The 21,417-nt window shown below is 55.0% G+C and carries 17 protein-coding genes; 15 read left to right on the top strand and 2 right to left on the bottom strand.

Annotated elements, in window-relative coordinates; all coding sequences use genetic code 11:
* Positions 1-355 precede the first annotated feature (355 nt).
* The 7 genes from ccoN (at position 356) to MKJ04_RS00245 (ending at position 7,495) form a co-directional block, all read left to right on the top strand.
* Positions 356-2,518: a cytochrome-c oxidase, cbb3-type subunit I gene (gene ccoN, locus MKJ04_RS00275; RefSeq protein ID WP_241638154.1), complete on the top strand. Its 2,163-nt coding sequence runs from the start codon at positions 356-358 to the stop codon at positions 2,516-2,518.
* A gap of 141 nt (positions 2,519-2,659) precedes the next feature.
* Positions 2,660-2,854, top strand: a complete 195-nt coding sequence (locus MKJ04_RS00270; protein WP_241638152.1) for a hypothetical protein — start codon at positions 2,660-2,662, stop codon at positions 2,852-2,854.
* Complete coding sequence (locus MKJ04_RS00265) at positions 2,851-3,723, top strand: cbb3-type cytochrome c oxidase N-terminal domain-containing protein (protein WP_241638150.1); 873 nt, start codon at positions 2,851-2,853, stop codon at positions 3,721-3,723. The genes MKJ04_RS00270 and MKJ04_RS00265 overlap by 4 nt, the downstream gene beginning before the upstream one ends.
* A 151-nt stretch (positions 3,724-3,874) precedes the next feature.
* On the top strand, positions 3,875-5,281 hold the full coding sequence (gene ccoG, locus MKJ04_RS00260; protein WP_241638148.1) for a cytochrome c oxidase accessory protein CcoG: 1,407 nt from the start codon (positions 3,875-3,877) through the stop codon (positions 5,279-5,281).
* A gap of 37 nt (positions 5,282-5,318) precedes the next feature.
* Complete coding sequence (locus tag MKJ04_RS00255; protein ID WP_241638146.1) at positions 5,319-5,795, top strand: FixH family protein; 477 nt, start codon at positions 5,319-5,321, stop codon at positions 5,793-5,795.
* Positions 5,792-6,556 (top strand): sulfite exporter TauE/SafE family protein, encoded by a 765-nt coding sequence (locus MKJ04_RS00250; protein WP_241638144.1) that lies wholly within the window; start codon positions 5,792-5,794, stop codon positions 6,554-6,556. Before MKJ04_RS00255 ends, MKJ04_RS00250 begins: the two co-directional genes overlap by 4 nt.
* 30 nt (positions 6,557-6,586) lie before the next feature.
* Complete coding sequence (locus MKJ04_RS00245) at positions 6,587-7,495, top strand: universal stress protein (protein ID WP_241638142.1); 909 nt, start codon at positions 6,587-6,589, stop codon at positions 7,493-7,495.
* Positions 7,496-8,005: 510 nt separating this feature from the next.
* Here the strand turns inward: MKJ04_RS00245 and MKJ04_RS00240 are convergent.
* The gene (locus tag MKJ04_RS00240) at positions 8,006-8,503 is read right to left on the bottom strand and encodes a universal stress protein (RefSeq protein ID WP_241638140.1); all 498 of its coding nucleotides are present in this window, start codon (positions 8,501-8,503) and stop codon (positions 8,006-8,008) included.
* 236 nt (positions 8,504-8,739) lie between these two features.
* On the opposite strand from MKJ04_RS00240, the gene MKJ04_RS00235 reads away from it, so the two are divergent.
* From MKJ04_RS00235 to hemA, 5 genes are all read left to right on the top strand, one after another.
* The gene (locus tag MKJ04_RS00235; RefSeq protein WP_241638138.1) at positions 8,740-10,284 is read left to right on the top strand and encodes a sensor histidine kinase; all 1,545 of its coding nucleotides are present in this window, start codon (positions 8,740-8,742) and stop codon (positions 10,282-10,284) included.
* A gap of 10 nt (positions 10,285-10,294) precedes the next feature.
* The gene (locus tag MKJ04_RS00230; protein WP_241638136.1) at positions 10,295-10,741 is read left to right on the top strand and encodes a response regulator; all 447 of its coding nucleotides are present in this window, start codon (positions 10,295-10,297) and stop codon (positions 10,739-10,741) included.
* Between the two features lie 21 nt (positions 10,742-10,762).
* Entirely contained in the window at positions 10,763-11,986 is a 1,224-nt protein-coding gene (locus MKJ04_RS00225) for a hybrid sensor histidine kinase/response regulator (protein WP_241638134.1), read from the top strand.
* A 4-nt stretch (positions 11,987-11,990) separates the two neighbouring features.
* Positions 11,991-13,055: a response regulator gene (locus MKJ04_RS00220; RefSeq protein WP_241638132.1), complete on the top strand. Its 1,065-nt coding sequence runs from the start codon at positions 11,991-11,993 to the stop codon at positions 13,053-13,055.
* A 145-nt stretch (positions 13,056-13,200) separates the two neighbouring features.
* The gene (hemA, locus tag MKJ04_RS00215) at positions 13,201-14,466 is read left to right on the top strand and encodes a glutamyl-tRNA reductase (protein WP_241638130.1); all 1,266 of its coding nucleotides are present in this window, start codon (positions 13,201-13,203) and stop codon (positions 14,464-14,466) included.
* Between the two features lie 687 nt (positions 14,467-15,153).
* On the opposite strand, the gene MKJ04_RS00210 is transcribed toward hemA, so the two are convergent.
* Positions 15,154-16,959, bottom strand: coding sequence for a hypothetical protein (locus tag MKJ04_RS00210; RefSeq protein WP_241638128.1), 1,806 nt, complete (start codon positions 16,957-16,959; stop codon positions 15,154-15,156).
* A gap of 1,042 nt (positions 16,960-18,001) precedes the next feature.
* Between MKJ04_RS00210 and MKJ04_RS00205 the strand changes: the two genes are divergently transcribed.
* The 3 genes from MKJ04_RS00205 to MKJ04_RS00195 all read left to right on the top strand — a co-directional run bounded on the left by MKJ04_RS00205 (position 18,002) and on the right by MKJ04_RS00195 (position 21,153).
* On the top strand, positions 18,002-19,324 hold the full coding sequence (locus tag MKJ04_RS00205) for a cytochrome ubiquinol oxidase subunit I (RefSeq protein WP_241638126.1): 1,323 nt from the start codon (positions 18,002-18,004) through the stop codon (positions 19,322-19,324).
* A 3-nt stretch (positions 19,325-19,327) separates the two neighbouring features.
* Positions 19,328-20,338: a cytochrome d ubiquinol oxidase subunit II gene (locus tag MKJ04_RS00200; protein ID WP_241638124.1), complete on the top strand. Its 1,011-nt coding sequence runs from the start codon at positions 19,328-19,330 to the stop codon at positions 20,336-20,338.
* Between the two features lie 113 nt (positions 20,339-20,451).
* A complete protein-coding gene (locus tag MKJ04_RS00195; protein WP_241638122.1) occupies positions 20,452-21,153 on the top strand; it encodes a FadR/GntR family transcriptional regulator in 702 nt (233 codons plus the stop codon).
* The last annotated feature ends 264 nt before the right edge of the window (positions 21,154-21,417 follow it).

Below are 21,417 nucleotides of genomic sequence, written 5' to 3'. Positions count from 1 at the left end.
AACTCCTTAAGTTCCTGCAATAAGTGAGCGTGTATGACTTTTCGTATCGGTCCAACGCTGTCACAAGTTCGTGTGCCTCACTTATTCATTTTGTGCCGTAGTAGTGCGGCAGTGGTATAAAATGCCATTTTTAAGTGAGTTATACCCTTTAATCCTCCCTGGTATCATTCTATTTATACCTGCCTGCTGCTGATATCAATCAGTGCAAATACTGACTTTGGTCATCTTTTCAGAAGCCGTTCCTGCCGAATTTTGACATGTGAATCAGACCCTGCATCGGCTGGTCCACTCGCCGAAACGGCACTTCATAAAAACAATCAATCGCATACGCAAACAAAAATGGAGGACACCGCACATGTCAACTAATCTAGTAGAAGTATTCAGAAAAACGCCTGACCGGGTGGCGACCGACACCTTCTTCTATGACAACAGGATCGTTCGGGATTTTGGGATCGCCACCGTGTTCTGGGGCATCGCCGGCATGCTGATCGGGGTGATCATCGCCTTCCAGCTGGCTAACCCCGACGTGAACATGGGCACCCAGTATACCACCTTCGGCCGGGTGCGGCCCCTGCACACCAACGCCGTTATCTTCGCTTTCGTGGGCAACGCCATCTTCATGGGGGTATACTACTCGCTGCAGCGCCTCTGCAAGGCCCGCATGTACAGCGACCTGCTTAGCAAGATCAACTTCTGGGGCTGGCAGCTGATCATCGTGGCTGCCGTGATCACGCTTCCGCTGGGCATTACCACCTCGAAAGAATATGCCGAGCTGGAGTGGCCAATTGATATCGCCATCACGCTGATCTGGGTGGTGTTTGGCTGGAACATGTTCGGCACGCTTGCCAAGCGCCGCGAGAAGCACATGTATGTGGCCATCTGGTTCTACATCGCCACTTTCCTGACGGTGGCAGTGCTGCACATCGTGAACTCGTATGAGATGCCGGTTAACCTGTTCAAGAGCTACTCCGGTTATGCCGGCGTGCAGGATGCGCTGGTGCAATGGTGGTATGGCCACAACGCGGTGGCGTTCTTCCTGACCACGCCGTTCCTGGGCCTGATGTACTACTTCCTGCCCAAGGCCGCCAACCGCCCGGTATACTCCTACCGCCTGTCTATCATACACTTCTGGTCGCTGATCTTCATCTATATCTGGGCAGGCCCGCACCACCTGCTGTATACCTCGCTGCCGGACTGGGCGCAGTCGCTGGGGGTAGTGTTTTCTATCATGTTGCTCGCCCCGAGCTGGGGGGGTATGATCAACGGTTTGCTTACCCTGCGCGGGGCCTGGGACAAGGTGCGCGAAGAGCCGGTGCTCAAGTTTATGGTGGTGGCGATCACGGCTTATGGTATGGCCACCTTCGAAGGCCCGATGCTTTCGCTGAAGAACGTGAACGCCATCGCCCACTTCACCGACTGGATTGTGGCGCACGTACACGTGGGGGCGCTGGGATGGAACGGCTTCCTGACATTTGCCATGCTATACTGGCTGTTCCCACGCCTGTACAAAACACAGCTGCACTCAAAGAAACTGGCCAATGCGCACTTCTGGCTGGGCACGCTGGGCATCCTCTTCTACGCCATACCCATGTACTGGGCCGGTTTCACGCAAGGCCTGATGTGGAAGCAGTTTACCGCAGAAGGCACCCTGCAGTACCCGAACTTCCTGGAGACGGTGCTGCAGATCGTGCCAATGTATTACATGCGCGGCGTAGGGGGCTTGTTCTACCTGAGTGGGGTGTTCCTGATGGTATACAACCTGTATAAAACCGTTAAGACTGGTCGCCTGGTTGCCAACGAGCGCACCGAAGTACCCAAAGCCGCGCCCTCCGAGAGCCTGAATGCCGGCCACTGGCACAGCTGGATCGAGAAGCGCCCCACGCAGATGGCCATCTTCGCCACGGTTGCCATCCTGATCGGCGGTCTGGTAGAGTTTATACCTGCCTTCGTTATCAAGTCGAATGTGCCGACCATTGCCAGCGTGAAGCCTTACACCTCGCTGGAGCTGCAGGGCCGCGACTTATATATAAAAGAAGGCTGCGTGAACTGCCATACCCAGATGGTGCGCCCCTTCCGCTCTGAAACCGAGCGCTACGGCGAGTACTCCAAGGCAGGCGAGTTCGTGTACGACCACAACTTCCTGTGGGGCTCCAAGCGCACCGGGCCGGACCTGCACCGCGTGGGCGGCAAGTACCCGCACAGCTGGCACTACAACCACATGCTGGATCCAACCTCCATGTCGCCGGGCTCCATCATGCCGCCTTATCCCTGGCTGTTTGAGCAGGAAATCGACCTGAGCACGACACAGGCGAAACTGGAGACGCTGAAAAAGCTGGGCGTGCCTTACGAGGACACCTACATCGCCAATGCCAACGAAGAGCTGATGGCGCAGGCCAACACCGTGGCGGCAGACCTGAAGAAAGAAGGCATAGACGTGAAGCCCGACAAAGAGATCGTGGCCCTCATTGCCTATCTGCAACGCCTGGGCACCGATATTAAAGTGAAAGAAGAAAATTAGACATAAGACATTAGACACAAGACACAAGATAGGAGGCGCTGAAAAATTGCTTTCACCTGCACTGCCTGAAAAGCCAGGTATGGAGAACAAAAGTCTTACATCCTGTGTCTTGCGTCCTGTGTCCCAAAACTCCAAAAAGCTATGTATAAAAACGTTTTGCAAGCCATTGACGGCATCGAAATATACCCGCTGATCTCGTTCAGTATCTTCTTCCTGTTTTTCCTGGGCCTGCTCGTGTACGTGGCCCTGCTGGACAAAAAGCATGTGCAGGCAATGAGCCACTTTGCCTGCGGAAATGAAGACGAAGACACCACCCTTGACGAAGTACGCCCATGAACTCTATATACCAATTGTTCCGAAAAAGCGGCCTGGCCCTTGGGCTGGCGGCCACTATATTGCTGGCGGTTGCGCCGGCAGCCCACGCCCAGGAAGCTGTGGCAGCTCAGGAGGTTGCCTGGCTGGACCTTCCGCCTGCGCTGCTATTCATCATTGCCCTGTCGGCAGTCATTGTCCTGTTGATGATCAGCGTGCTGGTCATGCTTTTCCGCCTGTTTATACCCATGCTGGGCGACTCAATCTACGACGAAGCCTTCCGCAGTTCCTTTGCCGGGCGCGTGTTGTTTCTGCTGCGCGGCGACGCGAGCGTGGTAACTGGCACCGCAAAAGACGAGATCCACTCCAACCACGACTTCGACGGGATACAGGAATACGACAATGACCTGCCGCCCTGGTGGAAAACCATGTTTTATGTGAGCATTGTGTTTGCCGTCGGGTATATGCTGCACTACCACGTGTTCAGGACGGGGGCGCTCCAAATAGAGGAGTATACCATGGAGATGGAACAGGCCGCGCTGTTTGCGGCCAGCAATGCCGATGACCCCAATGCAGTGACCAACTACGAAGCGCTGACAGACGCCGCCGCGCTGGCGTCCGGGAAATCAATCTTCAGCACGAACTGTGCCGCCTGCCACGGCCAGGAAGGGCAGGGGGTGGTCGGCCCGAACCTGACAGATGATTACTGGATGCACGGCGGCGACGTGAACGACATCTTTAAAACCGTGAAGTTCGGGGTGCCGGCCAAAGGGATGGTGCCCTGGCAAGGAAAGCTCACCAAAGACCAGATCCTGGAAGTATCGAGCTACATCCTGAGCTTGCAAGGCACAAACCCCGCAAACGCAAAAGAGCCGCAGGGAGAGAAAATGTAGAAAGTTAGAAGGTTTGGAAGTTAGAAAGTTAAAAAACACTTTCTGCTCTTGCCAGCCTTGCCTCCGCTGGTTTGTCTGAGTCAGGATTGACAGCATATTAGAGCTCTCTAACTTCCAAACCTTCTAACTGCCAAACTTTTAATTCACTGCCATGGCAAGTAAAATCCATACCGCCCCCGACGAGTTCCGGGACCATGTTTCGACAGTAGATGAGCAGGGCAAACGCGTTTGGGTATACCCCAAAAAGCCGAAAGGCCGACTCTACAGCTACCGAAAATACGTCAGTTACCTGCTGCTGGCGCTCTTTTTTGCCGGGCCTTTTATCAGGATCAACGGCTTGCCGCTGCTGATGCTGAACGTGGTGGAGCGTAAGTTCGTGATTTTCGGCGTGCTTTTCTGGCCGCAGGATTTCTTCCTGTTGGTGCTGGCCTTCCTGGTGCTGGTCGTTTTCATCATCCTCTTCACGGTGGTGTATGGGCGCGTGTTCTGCGGCTGGGTATGCCCACAGACTATTTTCATGGAGATGGTGTTCCGCCGCATCGAGTACGCCATAGAAGGGGACAGCACCAAGCAGCGCGCCCTGGACAAGATGCCCTGGAACACCGAGAAGATCCTGAAGAAAAGCGCCAAAACAGCCGTGTTTCTGCTACTCTCTTTCCTGATTGCCAACACCTTCCTGGCTTACATCATCGGTGTGGAGGAACTGCGCCAGATTATCACGGAAGGCCCGCTGCACCACCTGGCAGGCTTTGGTACCTTGCTGGCATTTACGGGCGTGTTTTACGGGGTGTTTGCTTTTTTTCGGGAGCAGGTTTGCACCATCGTTTGCCCTTATGGCCGCCTGCAAGGCGTGATGCAAGACAAAAAAACCGTGGTGGTCGCCTACGACTACGGCCGTGGCGAGCCGCGCGGGAAACTGCGCAAGAACCAGGCGCGCACCGAGGGCGACTGCATTGACTGCCACCAGTGCGTACAGGTATGCCCAACGGGTATAGACATCCGCAACGGGGCGCAGCAGCTGGAGTGCATCAACTGCACCGCCTGCATCGACGCCTGCAACGACATCATGCGCATGATCGACAAGCCCGAGGGACTGATCCGCTACGAATCTGAGGAAGGCATCGCCGAGGGCAGGGAGTGGAAGTTCTTTACCACGCGGGTGCTGGGCTACACGGCGGTGCTGGTTGTGCTGCTGTCGGCGCTCACCACCCTGCTGCTCACCCGCGACGAGGCCGAGGCGACCATCCTGCGCACGCCGGGGCAGCTCTACCAGCAAACAGCGCAGGGGCATGTCCGCAACCTGTACAACATCTCCGTCATCAACAAAACAAACCGCGCGGCACCGCTCACGCTCCGGCTGCTCCACAAGCAGGGCACGATTGAGGTGGTGGGCAACGCGCTGGTGCTGCCGGCGCAGGGCATTGCAGAGGGCGTTTTCTTCACTGAGATTCCGAAGGAGCAACTTACCGGCTTAAACTCTGAGATAGAGATCGGCGTGTTCCGGGGTGATGAACTGATCACCACTCAAAAGACCAAGTTTCTGGGCCCGGCGCAATAGCGTGCTGGCCAACGAAAAACGATAAACGAAAAATGAAATGAAGACTACCGCAGAAAATACGCCCTTCACGCTCTGGCCATACGCTGTTGTGGCGGTCATGGCGCTGTTTATGGGGTATATTGCCATGTTCGTGTACAGGGCCATGCACCTGGAGGTGGACCTGGTAAGCACAGACTATTACGAACGGGAGATCCGGTATCAGGACCACATTAACATGGTGGGCAGAACAAAAGCGGCTGGAGACGTTGCCGTGGCCTTTGACCGGGCGGGGCAGCGCATCCTGGTGCAGCTCCCCGAGAGCTTTAAAGGCCAGGCCATACATGGGAAGATCATTCTTTTCCGCCCTTCAGACAATGCGCTGGACCAGGAACTGCCGCTACAGGTGGGGCGCGACCTGAGCCAGATGGTTGACGCCGCCGCGCTAGAGAAAGGGCGCTGGAAAGTACGCGTGCACTTCGCGGTGGGCGATGTGGCCTATTTTGCAGAGCAAGCCATACAAGTAACCAGGCCATGATCTGGGCCGGTTTACTTTTTGGGTTAGTTGGCAGCTTCCACTGCGTCGGGATGTGCGGCCCTATCGCCGTGGCGCTGCCCTTTGTCGGGAGTTCCGGCTGGCGGTACTACGCTGGCCGGCTCCTGTACAATTGCGGCCGGATCGTGACTTACGCCTCGTTGGGGGCACTGGCGGGGGCTTTTGGCGAGACACTGCAGCTGGCTGGCCTGCAACAGACGGTATCCATCGTTTCCGGGGTGCTCATACTGTTGCTGCTTGTTTTGCCCGCTGCCCGCAAAGGCCGGTATACCCGTTGGCTCGGCACCGACAAACTGATGGCCTGGGTACGGCACCAGATCGGCTACTTCTTCCGGAAAAACTCGCTCGGTGCCTTGTTTATGGTCGGCCTGCTGAACGGGCTGCTGCCTTGCGGGTTTGTCTACATCGCGCTGGCGGGCGCCATAAGCGCGCCGGGTATAGGCGGTGCCATGGGCTATATGGCGCTGTTCGGGCTAGGCACCTTGCCGCTGATGCTCCTCGTGTCGTTGTCTGGCAAGCGCATCAGCCTGAAAATGCGCGGCACGTTCAACAGGGCCGTGCCCTATGTCGGGATCACCCTCGCCCTGCTGTTTATCGTGCGGGGCCTGGGGCTCGGGATTCCGTTTTTGAGCCCGAAAGTGGTGGTGACGGCTGCGCACAAAACAGAAATAAGCTGCTGCACGAAACCAGCGGAAGCTAGCAACGCGGAACCTGTTACCGCGCATCATCATACGCTGAAATAATTTATACATACACGACCTTGAGCTATACCTATGTGCAAAACTGAGAACATGAAGCGGGTGTTGGTGCCCATCCAATTTGATAAGGCAGGCAGCAACCTGCTGCGCTACGCCGGACACCTGGCCAGCACGCTTGGGGCAGAGCTCCTGCTGCTCCATACCCTCGGCACCGAAGGCCTGACATTAACGCAGCAAAGTCAGGGTATGCAGCAGCTGCGCGCTTTTGGCGGGCGCCTCCTCGGAGAAAGTCAGCAATCCAGCGCAGCGTGGGTGCCTTTTGAGTGTGTGGTGCGGCCAGGCAGCCTGAGCGAATGCGTACAAACCGTGGTCCGGGACTTTAGTGTAGATCTGGTGCTGATGGAAACCTGTGTTTTACATCAGGAAGCGGAGCGGAACGACCCGAATAATGCCGCCTCCATCATGGAGTTAGTGAGCTGCCCGGTGATGGCGGTGCCTTGTACCGCCACATACCAGAAGCTGGAGAACCTGGTTTTTGCCACAGATTTCACCGATCAGGAGGCAAGCGTGTTACGGCAGATAGCTGGCTTTGCAACGCAGGCGGGCGCAAACTTGACGCTGGTGCATGTATATACCCGGGCAGAGCGCCAGAACCTGAGCAGCTACAAAGCCGCCATGCGGAAAATCGAGAAGCTACTCGGGGGCGAAATCGTGTCGCTCAAGCTGCTGGAGGAAGAGGACCAACTGGAGGGAATCACGGACTTTGCAGAAAAGTCGGCAGCCAGCATGCTGATCCTTGCCACCCAGGACAATTACCTGATGCAGCGCCTGTTCAGCAGCAACTACATCAAAACCATGGCCTACCACACGCGCTTCCCGATCCTTACTTTCAGGCAGCTGAAGAAGAAGCCATGCGCAGGGCAGTGTGCCAGCTGTGCCAACAAAAAAGCCGAGGCGTCAGGTGTCATCCTAAAGCTACCGTAGGTCAGCCGAAAGCGGCTGGTCGCCATTTCTTAAGACGTGGAGGGTATGGTTACTGGGGGTTTTGATGTATAAATCTTAACCCGCTAACAGCTGATTAACCCAAGCTGCGATTTGCAAAAGCTGGATAAAACTCTCAGTCTGTTTTACCCACCATCACCCAAGAGGTAAATTTTTCACTGTTGTCGAAATTCCCCTCATGGGGGTATGGGCCCTTCAAAGCTAATCTTGTAGGGAAAAAACAGGAAGCATTTAAAGCATTAAAACCCATTGTCATTCTGTAAAGAATCTTGGTGGAAGGGAGGTTAAGCAATTGCGACTTGCGGGGGTAGGGGCCCTCTTCTAACAAGATCCTTTCAGGATGACAAAAAAGTAAGTAGCATGGATGGTTTTAGGTGTTCGAAAGCTTCTAAATTTTTCCCTACAAGATTCCCCTACTCGGAGGGGCAGGGGTGGGTTTATACATAGTAGTTAATCACTTAAATAAGTGTTAGTTATCGCGATTACGCGCTGCTACAGATTATCTAAGCGGGATGAAGCGGTGCAGTCGGGGAGGTGGATGTGCTGGGCAAGTGCGGCTTTGATCATTAGCGGATCGGCGGAGGTGGCAACCGTGAGCACCGGAACCTGCTTATAGTTGATTTGTACGGCCAGAGGCGGGGCTACTGTTATGGCAGCCGTGCAGGCGCAGTTGTTGCGGCAGATTACCACGAGGTCCGCTTTCACGCCGTTGGCCACCTCAAAAATCACCGCTGGCGGTATACCCGGCTTGACCAGGCGCGTGACCGACACCCTGGTTTGCTGATGCAGCCTGTGCGCCAGGTTGTCGAGGCTGGCTTGGATGCATCTTTCGTTCGGGGGGCAACTTGCCTCGTCTTCTGTTGGCGAAGCCGGAGTAAAGGCGTAAAAAAGAATGAGCCGCGCTTCGGCGCGCTGTGCCAGTTCAGCAGTATGCAGCGCAATAGTCTGGGCGTATTCTGAAAGGTCCAGGGCAAGGAGTACGTTTTTCATGGGAACTGCAGGTATAAATGCTTCGGCAACTAACCGGCCTCGGCTCTTGTTGCCGAAGGGAGCCATAGCGTTTGGGAATCAGTTTGTTTTAGAGGTATAAAAGTAGGTGATGCCGGCCTCCTGCCTGATGACACCGGGCAACTCCAAAGGTGATATTTGTCATGTAACCGCAATGCATGCAGGTTTCTTTAGCAATTCTTTGTCGGAGAGGCTATTTTTAACAAAACTTTTGCTTCTTGGAAGCACCTTCGAACCACTACGAGCAGCGCATGGAAAACAGCACCCGGCTAAAAGCAATCATCGACACGGCCATTGATGGTATCATTACCATCGACAGCAAGGGGATTGTCGAAACTGTTAACCCCGCCGCGGCGCGGATTTTCGGCTATGCCCCGGAAGAGGTTATCGGCCGGAACGTGAAGATGCTGATGCCGGAGCCGGACCGCAGCCAGCACGACCAGTATATCGAGAATTATCACCGCACCGGTGTAGGACAGATAATAGGCAAGGGGCGCGAGGTGCTGGGCAGGAAGAAAGACGGCTCCGTGTTTCCGTTTCTGCTGAGCATCAGCGAGGTGCGCTTAAAGGACAAGCAGCTGTTCACGGGCATCGTGCACGATATCACCGAGCTCAAGAAAGCCGAAACGGCCCTGCGCGAGAGCGAGAACAAGATCAACTCCATCATCCAGGCAGCGGTTGACGGCATCATCACCATCGACACCCGCGGCATCATCGAGATGGTGAATCCCTCGGCGGCCAGGCTGTTTGGGTATGATGCGGCGGAGCTGCTGGGGAAAAGCATCAACATACTGATGCCCGAGCCGGACAGCAGCCGCCACGATGGCTACATCCACCATTACCAGACAACCGGCGAAAAACGCATTATCGGGATTGGCCGCGAGGTGACGGGCAAGCGAAAGGACGGCTCCGTGTTTCCGTTTTACCTGAGCATCAGTGAGGTGCAACTGGCTGACCGCAAGGTGTATACCGGTTTCGTGCACGACATCACCAAACAGAAGTTAACCGAAGAGCGTTTGCGCCGCTACGCTGCCGAACTGGAGCGCAGCAACCGCGAGCTCCAGGATTTTGCCTACGTCTCGTCGCATGACCTGCAGGAGCCGTTGCGCAAGATACAGGCCTTCGGCGACAGGCTGAAGACGAAAGAGTACGATAACCTGAGCGGGCAGGGCAGAGACTACGTGGACCGCATGCTGAACGCGGCTTCGCGCATGCAGAACCTGATCAACGACCTGTTGGACTTCTCCAGGGTCACGGCCAAGTCAAGGCCCTTCGTGCGGGTTAAGCTGGACGAGATCCTGACCGAGGTCATCTCGGACCTGGAAGTGACGATTGAGCAGACCGGCACGGAAATCATACGCTCGCCGCTGCCTGAAATTGAGGCCGAGCCCACCCAGATGCGCCAGCTCTTCCAGAACCTGCTCAGCAACGCCATCAAGTTCCGGAAAGAGAGCGAGAGCCCGATCATCAACATCTACGCCAAAAGCCTGCAGCGCCAGGCGCACCTGACCGCCACGCCCGGCGATGAGGTGGCCGAGATATATATAGAGGACAACGGGATCGGCTTCGATGAAAAATACCTGGACCGCATCTTCAACATCTTCCAGCGCCTGGAGGGGCAGCGCTACGAGGGCTCTGGCATCGGGCTGGCGGTGTGCCGCAAGATAGCCATACGCCACGGGGGGGATATAACCGCGCGGAGTCAGCCGGGCGTCGGTACCCGCTTTATCATTACACTTGCCTTAAAACATCCTGAGGAATAACGCCAGAACTATGTCTGATAAAAAATCGATCATCATACTGATTGCCGACGACGACGCAGAAGACCGCATGCTGGTGAAAGACGCGTTGGAGGAAAGCCGCCTGAAAAACAACATCCACTTTGTGGAGAACGGGGAGGAGCTGATGGACTACCTGCACCACCGGGGCAAGTACGCTGACCTGAGCAGCCACCCCATGCCGGGCCTCATCCTGCTGGACCTGAACATGCCCAAGAAGGATGGCCGGGAGGCGCTGAAGGAGATCAAGGCGGATGACCGCCTGCGCCTGATACCGGTGGTGGTGCTCACCACCTCGAAGGCCGAAGAGGACATCCTCCGAACCTACGACCTGGGGGTAAGCTCGTTTATCACCAAACCGGTCACGTTTGCCTCTTTGGTGGATGTGATGAAGACGTTGAGCAAATACTGGTTTGAGATAGTGGAGTTGCCCAAACTGTAGCCCTATACCATACCCCTTTTCATGCTGGATAAAATTCGCATTTTGCTGGTCGACGATGATGAGGATGACTTCATCATCACCCGGGACATCATAGACGACATTCCGGGGCGCAACTATGTGCTGGAGTGGACCGGCTCTTTTAATGAGGCGCTGGAAATTATTGCCCGGCGGCACCACGATATTTACCTGGTGGATTACCGGTTGGGCGCCCGCGACGGCCTGGAGCTGATCAAAGAGGCCATCCGGCAGCAGAGCAAGGCCCCGTTTATACTCCTGACCGGACAGAGCGACCGCGAAACCGATGAAAAGGCCATGCGTGCCGGTGCCCTCGATTACCTCGTCAAAGGCACCCTCAACCCCAACGAGCTGGAACGCTCTATACGGTATAGCATAGAGCACGCCAAAAGCCTGGCCGTGATCCAACGCCTGAACGCTGAGCTGGAGCAACGCGTGAAGGAGCGCACGCAGGAGCTCGGCGCCGCCATCCGGAAGCTGGAGCAGACCAACAGGAGCCTGTACGAAGCAGACCAGGAAGTACGCAAGGCCCTGCAGAAGGAAAAGGAACTGCACGAGCTGAAGTCCAGGTTCGTGACCATCGCCTCCCACGAGTTCCGCACCCCGCTCAGCACGGTGCTCTCGTCGGCGTCGCTCATCGGGAAGTATAAAACCGCCGAGGACGACGACAAGCGCATGAAACACGTGGGCCGGATCAAGTCGGCGGTGAGCAACCTGACGGGCATCCTTAACGATTTCCTGTCCATCAGCCGGATAGAGGAGGGCAAGATCTACAATGTCCCGACCGCTTTCGACCTGGAGACTTTCGCGGCCGAGGTGGCCGAGGAGGCGCAGGGGGTGCTGAAGCTGGGGCAGCGGATCGTGTATACCCACCAGGGCAACGGCTCCGCCACTGTGCTGGACAAGCAGCTGCTGAAGAATGTGCTGTTCAACCTGCTGTCCAACGCGAGCAAGTACTCCGCCGATCACAAGGAAATCAGGTTTGCCACCGCCATACAGGACGACGCGATACGGGTAACCGTGCAGGACGAGGGCATCGGTATACCGGAGGCGGACAAGGCGCACCTGTTCACACCGTTTTTCCGGGCCCAGAACGTGACCAACATCCAAGGGACCGGCCTGGGGCTGAACATCGTAAAAAAATACGTGACCATAATGGGGGGCGCGCTTGATTACCAGAGTGAGGTAGGCAAGGGCACCACGTTTACTGTAACGCTTCCGCAAGCATAGCACCATGAAAAAGATATTGCTGATAGAGGATCAATTTGAGATACGCGAGAACATCGCTGAGATTTTAGCGCTGGCCAGTTACGAGGTGCTGGAGGCCGAGAACGGGAAAGCCGGTGTGGAACTGGCCAAACGCGAACTACCGGACCTGATTATCTGCGACATCATGATGCCGCAACTGGATGGGTATGGCGTGCTGCGCATGCTAAGCGGAAACACGGCCACGGCCAGTATCCCGTTTATTTTCCTGACCGCGAAATCTGAAAAAGAAGACTTCCGGAAAGGGATGAACCTGGGCGCCGACGACTACCTGATCAAGCCGTTTGACGATCTGGAACTGCTGGATGCGGTGGAGATGCGCCTGAAAAAGAGCGAAACACTCAAGTCAGGTTTCCAGAAGAACGCCGAAGGGCTCAGTGATTTTCTGCAGGAGGCCAAAGGGCAGGAGAACCTGGAGAAACTGACATCGGACAAAAAGAAACTGCAGCGCTTTAAAAAGAAACAGACGCTGTTTCTGGAGGGCAACTACCCGAATGCGCTCTATTTCCTGAACCAGGGCAAGGTAAAAAGCTACAAATCGAATGCGGATGGCCGGGAGTATATCACCAACCTCTACAAAGCCGGCGATTTTATCGGGTACCTCGACCTGATTGAGGATACCGCCTACCGGGAGTCGGCGGTGGTGATGGAGGATGCCGAGATTTACATCATCTCGAAGGAAGACTTCTTCCTGCTGCTGCACAGCAACCGCCTGGTGGCAAACCAGTTCATCAAAATCCTGTCGGACAATCTGGCCGAGCGCGAGGAGCGGCTGCTGAGGCTGGCTTATAACTCCGTTAGGAAGCGGGTGGCCGAGGCGCTGCTGTTTGTCGAGAAGCAGTATGCCGGTAACGCCCAGCGCACGGAGTCGGAGGTGACGATCTCGCGGGAAGACCTGGCCAGTATTGTGGGGGCCTCTAAAGAAACCGTAATCCGCACCCTGGCTGACTTTAAGGACGAGAAGCTGATCAAAAGCCAGGGCAGCAAGATCACCATCATCAACGCGGACAAACTGCGAAGCATGCGGAACTAAAGGCAGGCGCCATACCTCTTTTGTAATCCCGGGTTTCAGCCAATCCCTGCTATTCTGCGCTGTTCAGGATCATGCCGCGCACTGACAAGCATCATCTTTTTTGACTGTTGTTTTGCACAACTTTGCCTGTAAACCGCGGAGAAAGATGCATGCAACCTTAAGAGTACTGACATTATCCTATAAAAATGCCCCCATCGCCATCCGGGAGGCTGTATCCCTGAACGAGGTCGGCTGCCGAAACCTGCTGGACAAGGTGAAAGAGTATACTGCCTGCACGGAAGTGATGGTGCTGTCTACCTGCAACCGCACCGAGGTATACTATACCGCTGAAAAGGCGTGCACACACGAGCTCGTGAAACTTATTGCCCTCGAAAAAGGCTTCATTGCCACTAAAGGGATTTTGCCCTACTTCAAGGCGATCAACGATCCTAAAGCCGCCATGACGCACCTGTTCCGGGTGGCACTCGGGCTGGAGTCGCAGGTGGTAGGCGATATGCAGATTATGAACCAGGTAAAAAACGCGTACCACTGGGCATCGGAGGCCAATGCGGTAGGCCCGTTGCTGCACCGCCTGCTGCACACCGTTTTTCATGCAAACAAGCAGGCAGTGAACACGACAAACTTTCGCGATGGGGCCGCCTCCGTAGCCTATGCTACCGTGGAGATGGTTGAAACCCTGACAGCAAACATAGCCCATCCGCGCGTGCTGTTGGTGGGGCTGGGGGAAATCGGCCGCGATGTGTGCCTCAACTTCCGGAAATCGCGGATAAAGCAGCTTACCGTGGTAAACAGAACGCACCACAAAGCCCTTGAGTTGGCCCAACGGGTAGGAGCCCGCGCCGTGTATTGGGAGGATGTATGGCAGGAGATGGAAAAGGCAGATGTGGTGATATCGAGTGTGCCCGGCGATTGCTTTTTCATTTCAAAAGAGCGGGTAGCCGCATCCCCGCACAAGCCCAGGGTGTTTCTGGACCTCTCGATGCCGCGCAGTATAGATGCGGCGCTGGAGAACCTGCCCGGCATTTCGGTATACAACATCGACACCATACGGAACCGCACTTCCGAAACGCTGGCGTTGCGGCTGGCGTCTGTACCGGCAGTGGAGCTACTTATAGCAGAGGCAGTTGCCGACTTTACGGTATGGGCCGAGGAGATGGCTTTTTCCCCCGTCATTCAGCGGTTCAAGGGCTACCTCGAACAGATCAGGCAGCAGGAACTGGCCCGTTACGTGAAAAAGCTCAACGACGAGCAGGCGCAACTCCTGGATGCCGTGACGCAGCGCATGCTGAACAAGATCGTTAAACTGCCTGCCATGGAACTGAAGGCAGCCTGCCAGCGCGGCGAACCGGGCCAATTATCGGACAGCCTTAGCGCCTTGTTCAATCTGGAACCTGAGAACGCCCAAAACTAAAATTTATACCCCCTCGCTTTTACGATGCAAGCTTTGGTGCTATGCGGTTTTTGTATCGCAGGGCTATCGGCGCGCGTTCGCATTCCGTTGATGATCGGGGAGGTATGGATGCCTCAACATTCTGTACTGCTTCAGCCCATACCCGGGCGGCATGTATAAAACCGTGAACTCGGGCATAGCTTTACATTAACCTGCTATCAAATAAATATTTATGCTTTGGGAAAGTACAGTTTAGCTAGATCAGGGCAAAATGATTCCCAGTTTTCCCGGGAGGCACCGGGGGTAGGGGCCCTCTTCTTGTAGGTGTTGCGGTGCCGAACGTAGTGAGGCAGCCTGAGCAGAGCGAAAGAGGGCCCCTACCCCCCGGCAGCTTCAACTACACAGTGCCGAGCGGGAAAACGCGCCCCAGCTTAAGAAGGGCCCCTACCCCAGGCGTGGAGCGCAAAGCCAGCTATGATAACAAGGTTGTTCAAGTTTAGAAGTAACCGTTATATTTCCGAGTTAAAGTTATAAAATGCGAAGTTGCAAGATCCCAAAACCCCGCACAAACAGCCGGCCATTTCCGGGAGCAGTAACTCACGGAAATGGCCAGCTGTGTTGGTTCTGTTGGGCTGATGCGAATAGCCAGTACTCTAGCTATACCAACGGGTATACCTTCCTGAACCACTCTGGTGGATTAAACAGTATTTATGAAGCCGTGACCTCGGCAAGTTGTAAGTCTTGCTCGGCTTCCAGCAACTCTTTTAGCGTCATCACCTGCCGGGCCACGTCATCTTTATACAGCGCGGGCAGTTGCTGCCTGTAATACTGTATCCCTTTCAGCAGACTTTCCCGGAAGTTTTGCAGGTATTTATACTGCCGGTCGGAGAGCAGCAGTAACTCGTCTTCTCTCTTTTTTGTCCAGTAGGCGACATACATCCGCAGCTCATTCACAAACATGTGCGGCCGGTATGTGGTGTTCAGCGCGTTGAACCGGCCATAGATATGGTCTACCATTTCCCGCAGTTTGAACACGCCTGAGAAGTAGGCCAGATTGGGTCCCGGGCAAACAGTCACGGCGCGCGTGGCCGCTTTTTTACTGGCAATGAATACCTGTGTGGCAGCGTTGGCCAGTCCATCGCACAGGCACTCCTTTGCCAGTACTTTCGCCTCTTCCGCCAGATACGTCGCCGCGTCAGAATGTGTGGCTCGCAGCTGCTCCAGCTTTCGGCGCTGGTATTGGCGCGAGGCCGTGCAAAGAGGCTGTTCTGTAAACTCCATGTCCGATACCAGGTGCTTTTTGATGCAGGGGCTTCCCGGTTTGCCTTGCCCGATGCGGGCATTCTTCAGCCGTTCGCCGGACGTGTTTCGGAGCGCGTTGAACGGCACGCCCAGCGGGGAGATCGGGCTCAGGTACAGATCGTCCTCCCGCGCTGCAGCCAGTTGGAGCAGCGTTGCCCCGTCAACGGTGGTTGCCTCAGGCACCAGCAGAAAAGGGGTCCCCCAGCCGGTGGCATCCAGGCCATAATGCTGCAGCAGGAACCTGTGCTCCTGTGCCGTGCCGATGCCGCCCTGCACCGTGACGCGCTGCCCCGGGATATCGACCGGAACGTGTATACCCTTGCTGGCAAGCGCCGAGCACCAGATGCTGTAAAGCTCAAGGCGCAGCGCCTCCCGGTTTTGCTTAAACTCCTCCAGTATGGGGCCCAGCAGGTAGCCATCGGTGGCAAAAGCGTGGCCACCGCAGTTCAGGCCAGACTCCACCCGAAACTCCGATACCCAAAGCCCTTTCTTGGCCAGCACCTTTCCCTGTACCATCGCCGAGCGGTAGTCGCTTACCTTCAGGATGATCTTCTTCTCGAAAACGCCGGCCGCATTTGGCAAAAAGCACGGGTACTGCTCCATAGAACCAAACAGGCGCATGTTCATACCCGCCGAGAAGATGACCGATGCGTGCAGGTTGCTGTTGGCGAAACCGCGCAGGGCTGCCGTTGCATCAGAAAATTCCTGAGGCAGCGGCTTCCCGTGCTGATCGTAATTAGTTTTGTCAAGCTTTGTCATGATGTTCACATCGATGCTGCCCGGCACGAGGGCGGCGCGGAGTTCCTGCTGCAGCTGTAGCTTTTCCGGCTGCGCCGAAGTATGGCGCATCTGGTTGTATCGCGCTTTCAAGGTGGCCGTGTCTGGCAGCATCTCGAAGTAATTTGTCAGCTCCGAGGCAGGTGTAAACGCTTCGTCACGCAGTTTTTGCATTTGTAGCTGCACCACTTCCTGCACCATGTTCAGGCAGGCCGTGATGCGCCTGGCCCGGTAATCGTCGTCCTTCGGTGCAATGGGCTGGTATGGGAGATCGTATTTCCGGCTGTAGTAGGCGCGCATCTGCTCCAGCAGGGCGTCGTCGGCCAGCGAGAGAGCGGATGCAATGCCAAAGCGGGCAACTTTAAGCGGTGTGTCGATGGAGAATGCCAGCCCCATAACGGGTATATGAAATGTGTGCAAGGTGTCTTGTGCCATATAATGTGTCTTTTTACAGATAAGTGTATAAATATTCGGGTATACATGCGTCGGTCGGCCGCTTAGTCGAGGGGCCTGACGGTAGCAATTATTTGGAGTTGAAAGGTAGGCAAAGGGCCGCCGCTCCGCTATGACCCTGCTCACCAGCGAAAATGACGGATGTCATAGACATTCTTGTATGGGGTATGGATGCCGCCCGTGGGGCAAGAGATAGGTATGAACTGTGTCGGCAGCACGATCATACCCGAGAAGTGAAGTATAATTAAGGAAGGGTATGGGTTGAAAGAATGACGAAGATTACCTGCGGCTAGATCCTGATGCGTTTTATGCTGGATGCCTCCCCATACCTTTATAGTGTTGATCGATTTCTGACACCTAATCGAAACACACACAGAAACCCTGGATGTATCTGGCCTGGAGCCACAGGTGGTGAAGTAAAAGAGACAAAAAAAGCGGTTAGGCCATCGGGTCTGCCCGCGCTGGTTTTGGCCAATTTGCTTTGTGAATCCATTCTTTGCCAAGGGCTATAAAGGCCGCAATGCTTACTGTTTGCTGAATGATTTTCGCCTCCGGAAGCAAATTTTATACATGCGCTGAAAAGGTGTATACCCTATCTCTCTGAATTTTTGCTAACTTCATACCTCAACACGCAATGTTACAGTTGCGAAATTAACGTAGCTCGACGTTAGCATTAGGCTGAACAAAAGGCTTTTTAATTTTTGCATGTCATGATTTTGGACCGACATACAAAAATGAGATTGCGCAATAGCCCTACTTCACCGAAGGTGCAATTTATACATACAGGAAAAACTTTCACCTAGGTTTACCCATCCCTCCGAGGAGGGAATGCGGGAAAAGTAAAAAAAACATTTCTTGGGGTATGGGTGGGTTTATACATAGCAGTTGATCGCAACTTCAGTTATATAGCCCTAATGGCTGTTCCTGAATTCTAAAAACGCTCACGTCAAGGGTAAAATGTCAATAGCCAACGCCCCCGGAAGGGCTTTGGCCGCATCGAAAACCCGGGTTTAAAATACAGCTCATGGACGATCTTTTAGCAGCTCGCCTGCAGATGGCGGTATCCTTAGGGTGGCACATCGTGTTCGCCTGCATCGGCATGACCATGCCCGTGCTGATGGCGTTTAGCGAATGGAAGTGGCTGCGCACCCAGAAGCAGGAATACATCGACATAGCCAAGGCGTGGTCGAAAGGTGTGGCTATCTTCTTTGCGGTGGGCGCAGTGTCCGGCACGGTCCTGTCGTTCGAGCTGGGCCTGCTCTTTCCCGGCTTCATGAAACATGCCGGCCCCATCATCGGGATGCCCTTTTCGTGGGAAGGCACCGCCTTTTTTGTGGAGGCCATCGCACTGGGCGTTTTCCTGTACGGCTGGGACAGGCTGAACAAATGGGCCCACTGGCTGTCAGGGGTTGTGGTGGGTATTTCCGGCGTCATGTCCGGGATATTTGTGGTGGCCGCCAATGCCTGGATGAACAGCCCTGCCGGGTTTACGTGGGAGAACGGCGAGGCAACCAACATTGACCCCGTTGCCGCGATGTTCAACGATGCCTGGTTCTCGCAGGCGCTCCACATGACGCTGGCCGCCTTTGTGGCCACCTCGTTTGCCGTGGCCGGTGTGCACGCGTTTCTGCTGCTGAAAGACAGGGGAAACACTTTCCACCGGACGGCGGTCAGAATAGCCTTGTCGTTTGGCGCGGTGGCGGCCTTTCTGCAACCCATTAGCGGGGACATCTCGGCCAAAGACGTGGCCGAAAGGCAGCCGGCAAAGCTGGCCGCGCTCGAGGCCTTATACCATACAAGCAAACCCGCCGACCTGGTGATAGGCGGTATACCCAACGAACAGGAGGAGCGGGTAGACTATGCGATCCATGTTCCCGGGTTCCTCAGTTTCCTGGCCCATGGCGATTTTGAGTCGGAGGTGATCGGTCTCGACCAGTTCCCGAAATCGGAAAGGCCACCGGTGCTCATCACCCATATTGCCTTCCAGATAATGGTGGGGATCGGCTTTCTGCTTGCCTTCGCGGGCTTGCTGTTTCTGGTGTTCAGCGCCCGCTGGAAGCACCTCCTCTCCAGCACCTGGTGGCTGACGTTTATCGCCTGCCTGACGCCGCTCGGCTTTATCGCTGTGGAAGCGGGCTGGACAGTGACCGAGGTAGGCCGCCAGCCCTGGGTGATCTATGGGGTGATGAAAACCAAAGACGCCGTGTCGCCCATGCCGGGGCTGCAGTACTCCTTCTATACCATCACGACTGTATACGTGCTGCTAACCCTGATCCTTGTCTGGCTCATGCGCAGGCAAATAGCCACCATCGAAACCTACTATCCGTCGGCAAGAAAAAAAGACTGAGCCATGCTGCAGATCATTATCATCATACTCGGCGTTTCCTTCATTTTATATACCCTGCTCGGAGGGGCTGACTTCGGGGCGGGCATAGTGGAGACGTTTGCCGGCAGGAAAGGGGAGCGGACCATCTCGAAGGCGATTGCGCCTGTTTGGGAGGCAAACCATGTATGGCTTATCCTCGCCATAGTGATCCTGTTCTCGGGCTTCCCACAGGTATATGCTGCCATCAGCGTGGCGCTGCACATCCCGCTGATGGTCGTGCTGCTCGGCATTGTCCTGCGCGGGTCCTCGTTCACGTTTCGCCACTACGACGTGACACACGACAGCAGCCATAAATACTATACCTTCTTCTTTAAGGTGTCGAGCTTTGTGACCCCTGTTTTCCTGGGCATCACCCTGGGCGCCATGATCCTTGGGAAGATCAGCCTGGAGAATACAGGAAGCTTTTACGAACAGTATATTATGCCCTGGTTCAATGTGTTCTGCCTCTCGATGGGCTTGTTCTCGGCCGCGCTCTTTGGCTATATCGCGGCGGTGTTCCTGATAAGCGAGGCCACCTACCCGATCGAGCAGAAAAGGTATACCCGGCTAGCAAAGGTGTTCCTGCTCCTGACCCTAGCCATGGGGATGCTCGTTTTCGCCACTGCTGAGGCGGAGGATCACCACCTGTCCAACGCCTTCTTTGCCTCGCGCCTAAGCATCGCCGCCTTTGGCATCGTGGTCCTGCTCACGCCCGTTATCTTCTATCTGTTCCGCCACCCGGACGCGCTGAAGCTCAGGGCAGCCGTGAGTGTGCATGTGACGTTGGTGATGCTGGGGTGGTTCGCCATCCAGTTCCCTATACTGGTGTATGAGCGGAACGGCAACCACCTCACCTTTTACAATACCCAGGCACCCTACGCCACCCTTTACCAGTTGGTGATCGCTCTGTTTGTGGGCTTGCTGTTGGTGCTTCCGTCCTTCTATTTTCTGTTCAAGGTGTTTAAAAAAGGCGACGAGCAGCAACTCCACTCATGACGAAACAGCGCCTGTCCAGCAAATAAAAATGCCAAACCACTTGAAATTCACAAATAGTTTGCTTAATATTGGTTAACCAATTACTGGTTAGCAGTCAAACTTAGCATAAGATTATGGAGGTTATAAATAATTTTCGGGAAATAGTAGTTGAAAAACCTGCTGACAAGATCATCAAGCAGATTAAGCAGCTTATCTCGTCGGGGCAACTGCAGCCGGGGGATAAATTGCCGCCGGAGCGCCAGTTGTGTGAGAAGCTGGGCGTGGGGAGAAGTTATGTCCGGGACGCCATTCGCAAGCTAGAGTTCTACGGTATCGTGAAGACGCTGCCGCAAAGCGGGACGGTTGTGGCAGGCCTGGGTATAACCGCGCTGGAGGGCCTGATCACGGATGTGCTGATGTTGGAAGGGCACGATTTTCAATCGTTGATCGAAACCCGATTGATATTGGAAAAGCAGACGGTGCGGTTGGCAGCCATGCGCAGAACTGCAGACGACCTGATCGACCTGGAAAAGGCGCTGGACGCCTATCGCGCGAAGGTTGAAAACGGAAAGCAGGGCATTGATGAAGACCTGATGTTTCATATCCGGATAGCGGAGGCAAGCAAGAACAGCGTGCTCAAGTCGCTGATGCTGATTGTCACCCCGGATATTCTCACGCACTTTACCGAGCAGAATGTGTGTGGAGGGGGCAAGCCTTACGGAGCCCTGGAGGAACACATGACTATCCTGAAGCATATCCAGGACCAGGATCCGGATAAGGCAGAACTCGCGATGAGCGCGCATCTGAAAGGTATTTCAAGTTTCAAAAACGCATAGCATATAGCTTTATACCACTTGCAGGCGTTTTGGTGTCCTGCACCGGTATAAAGCCCGCAGTATTACTTTTAGCCTTCCTTACCCATTACCTGGTTATGCCGGCGCCGCTGGTATAACCAGGATTTATCAACTTTATAAATTGTGCCAGCAAGGCGCATACCCGCGTTACCCTGATAAATTCGAACGGGATCTTATACCATCCTACTGCGAACTGAGCCACAGAAGATTTTTTTACTCAAAATATTGGTTAACCAATTGCATGTA

This window comes from Pontibacter sp. E15-1 (assembly GCF_022601975.1).
Taxonomy (GTDB): domain Bacteria; phylum Bacteroidota; class Bacteroidia; order Cytophagales; family Hymenobacteraceae; genus Pontibacter.
The sequence above is the reverse complement of the archived record's forward strand: the minus strand, read 5'-3'. Positions and strand labels throughout refer to the sequence as shown.

Coding starts and splice junctions, on each gene's coding strand:
- ccoN (WP_241638154.1), top strand. CDS start 356: ATGTCAACTAATCTAGTAGAAGTATTCAGAAAAACGCCTGACCGGGTG.
- MKJ04_RS00270 (WP_241638152.1), top strand. CDS start 2,660: ATGTATAAAAACGTTTTGCAAGCCATTGACGGCATCGAAATATACCCG.
- MKJ04_RS00265 (WP_241638150.1), top strand. CDS start 2,851: ATGAACTCTATATACCAATTGTTCCGAAAAAGCGGCCTGGCCCTTGGG.
- ccoG (WP_241638148.1), top strand. CDS start 3,875: ATGGCAAGTAAAATCCATACCGCCCCCGACGAGTTCCGGGACCATGTT.
- MKJ04_RS00255 (WP_241638146.1), top strand. CDS start 5,319: ATGAAGACTACCGCAGAAAATACGCCCTTCACGCTCTGGCCATACGCT.
- MKJ04_RS00250 (WP_241638144.1), top strand. CDS start 5,792: ATGATCTGGGCCGGTTTACTTTTTGGGTTAGTTGGCAGCTTCCACTGC.
- MKJ04_RS00245 (WP_241638142.1), top strand. CDS start 6,587: ATGTGCAAAACTGAGAACATGAAGCGGGTGTTGGTGCCCATCCAATTT.
- MKJ04_RS00240 (WP_241638140.1), bottom strand. CDS start 8,503: ATGAAAAACGTACTCCTTGCCCTGGACCTTTCAGAATACGCCCAGACT.
- MKJ04_RS00230 (WP_241638136.1), top strand. CDS start 10,295: ATGTCTGATAAAAAATCGATCATCATACTGATTGCCGACGACGACGCA.
- MKJ04_RS00225 (WP_241638134.1), top strand. CDS start 10,763: ATGCTGGATAAAATTCGCATTTTGCTGGTCGACGATGATGAGGATGAC.
- MKJ04_RS00220 (WP_241638132.1), top strand. CDS start 11,991: ATGAAAAAGATATTGCTGATAGAGGATCAATTTGAGATACGCGAGAAC.
- hemA (WP_241638130.1), top strand. CDS start 13,201: ATGCATGCAACCTTAAGAGTACTGACATTATCCTATAAAAATGCCCCC.
- MKJ04_RS00210 (WP_241638128.1), bottom strand. CDS start 16,959: ATGGCACAAGACACCTTGCACACATTTCATATACCCGTTATGGGGCTG.
- MKJ04_RS00205 (WP_241638126.1), top strand. CDS start 18,002: ATGGACGATCTTTTAGCAGCTCGCCTGCAGATGGCGGTATCCTTAGGG.
- MKJ04_RS00200 (WP_241638124.1), top strand. CDS start 19,328: ATGCTGCAGATCATTATCATCATACTCGGCGTTTCCTTCATTTTATAT.
- MKJ04_RS00195 (WP_241638122.1), top strand. CDS start 20,452: ATGGAGGTTATAAATAATTTTCGGGAAATAGTAGTTGAAAAACCTGCT.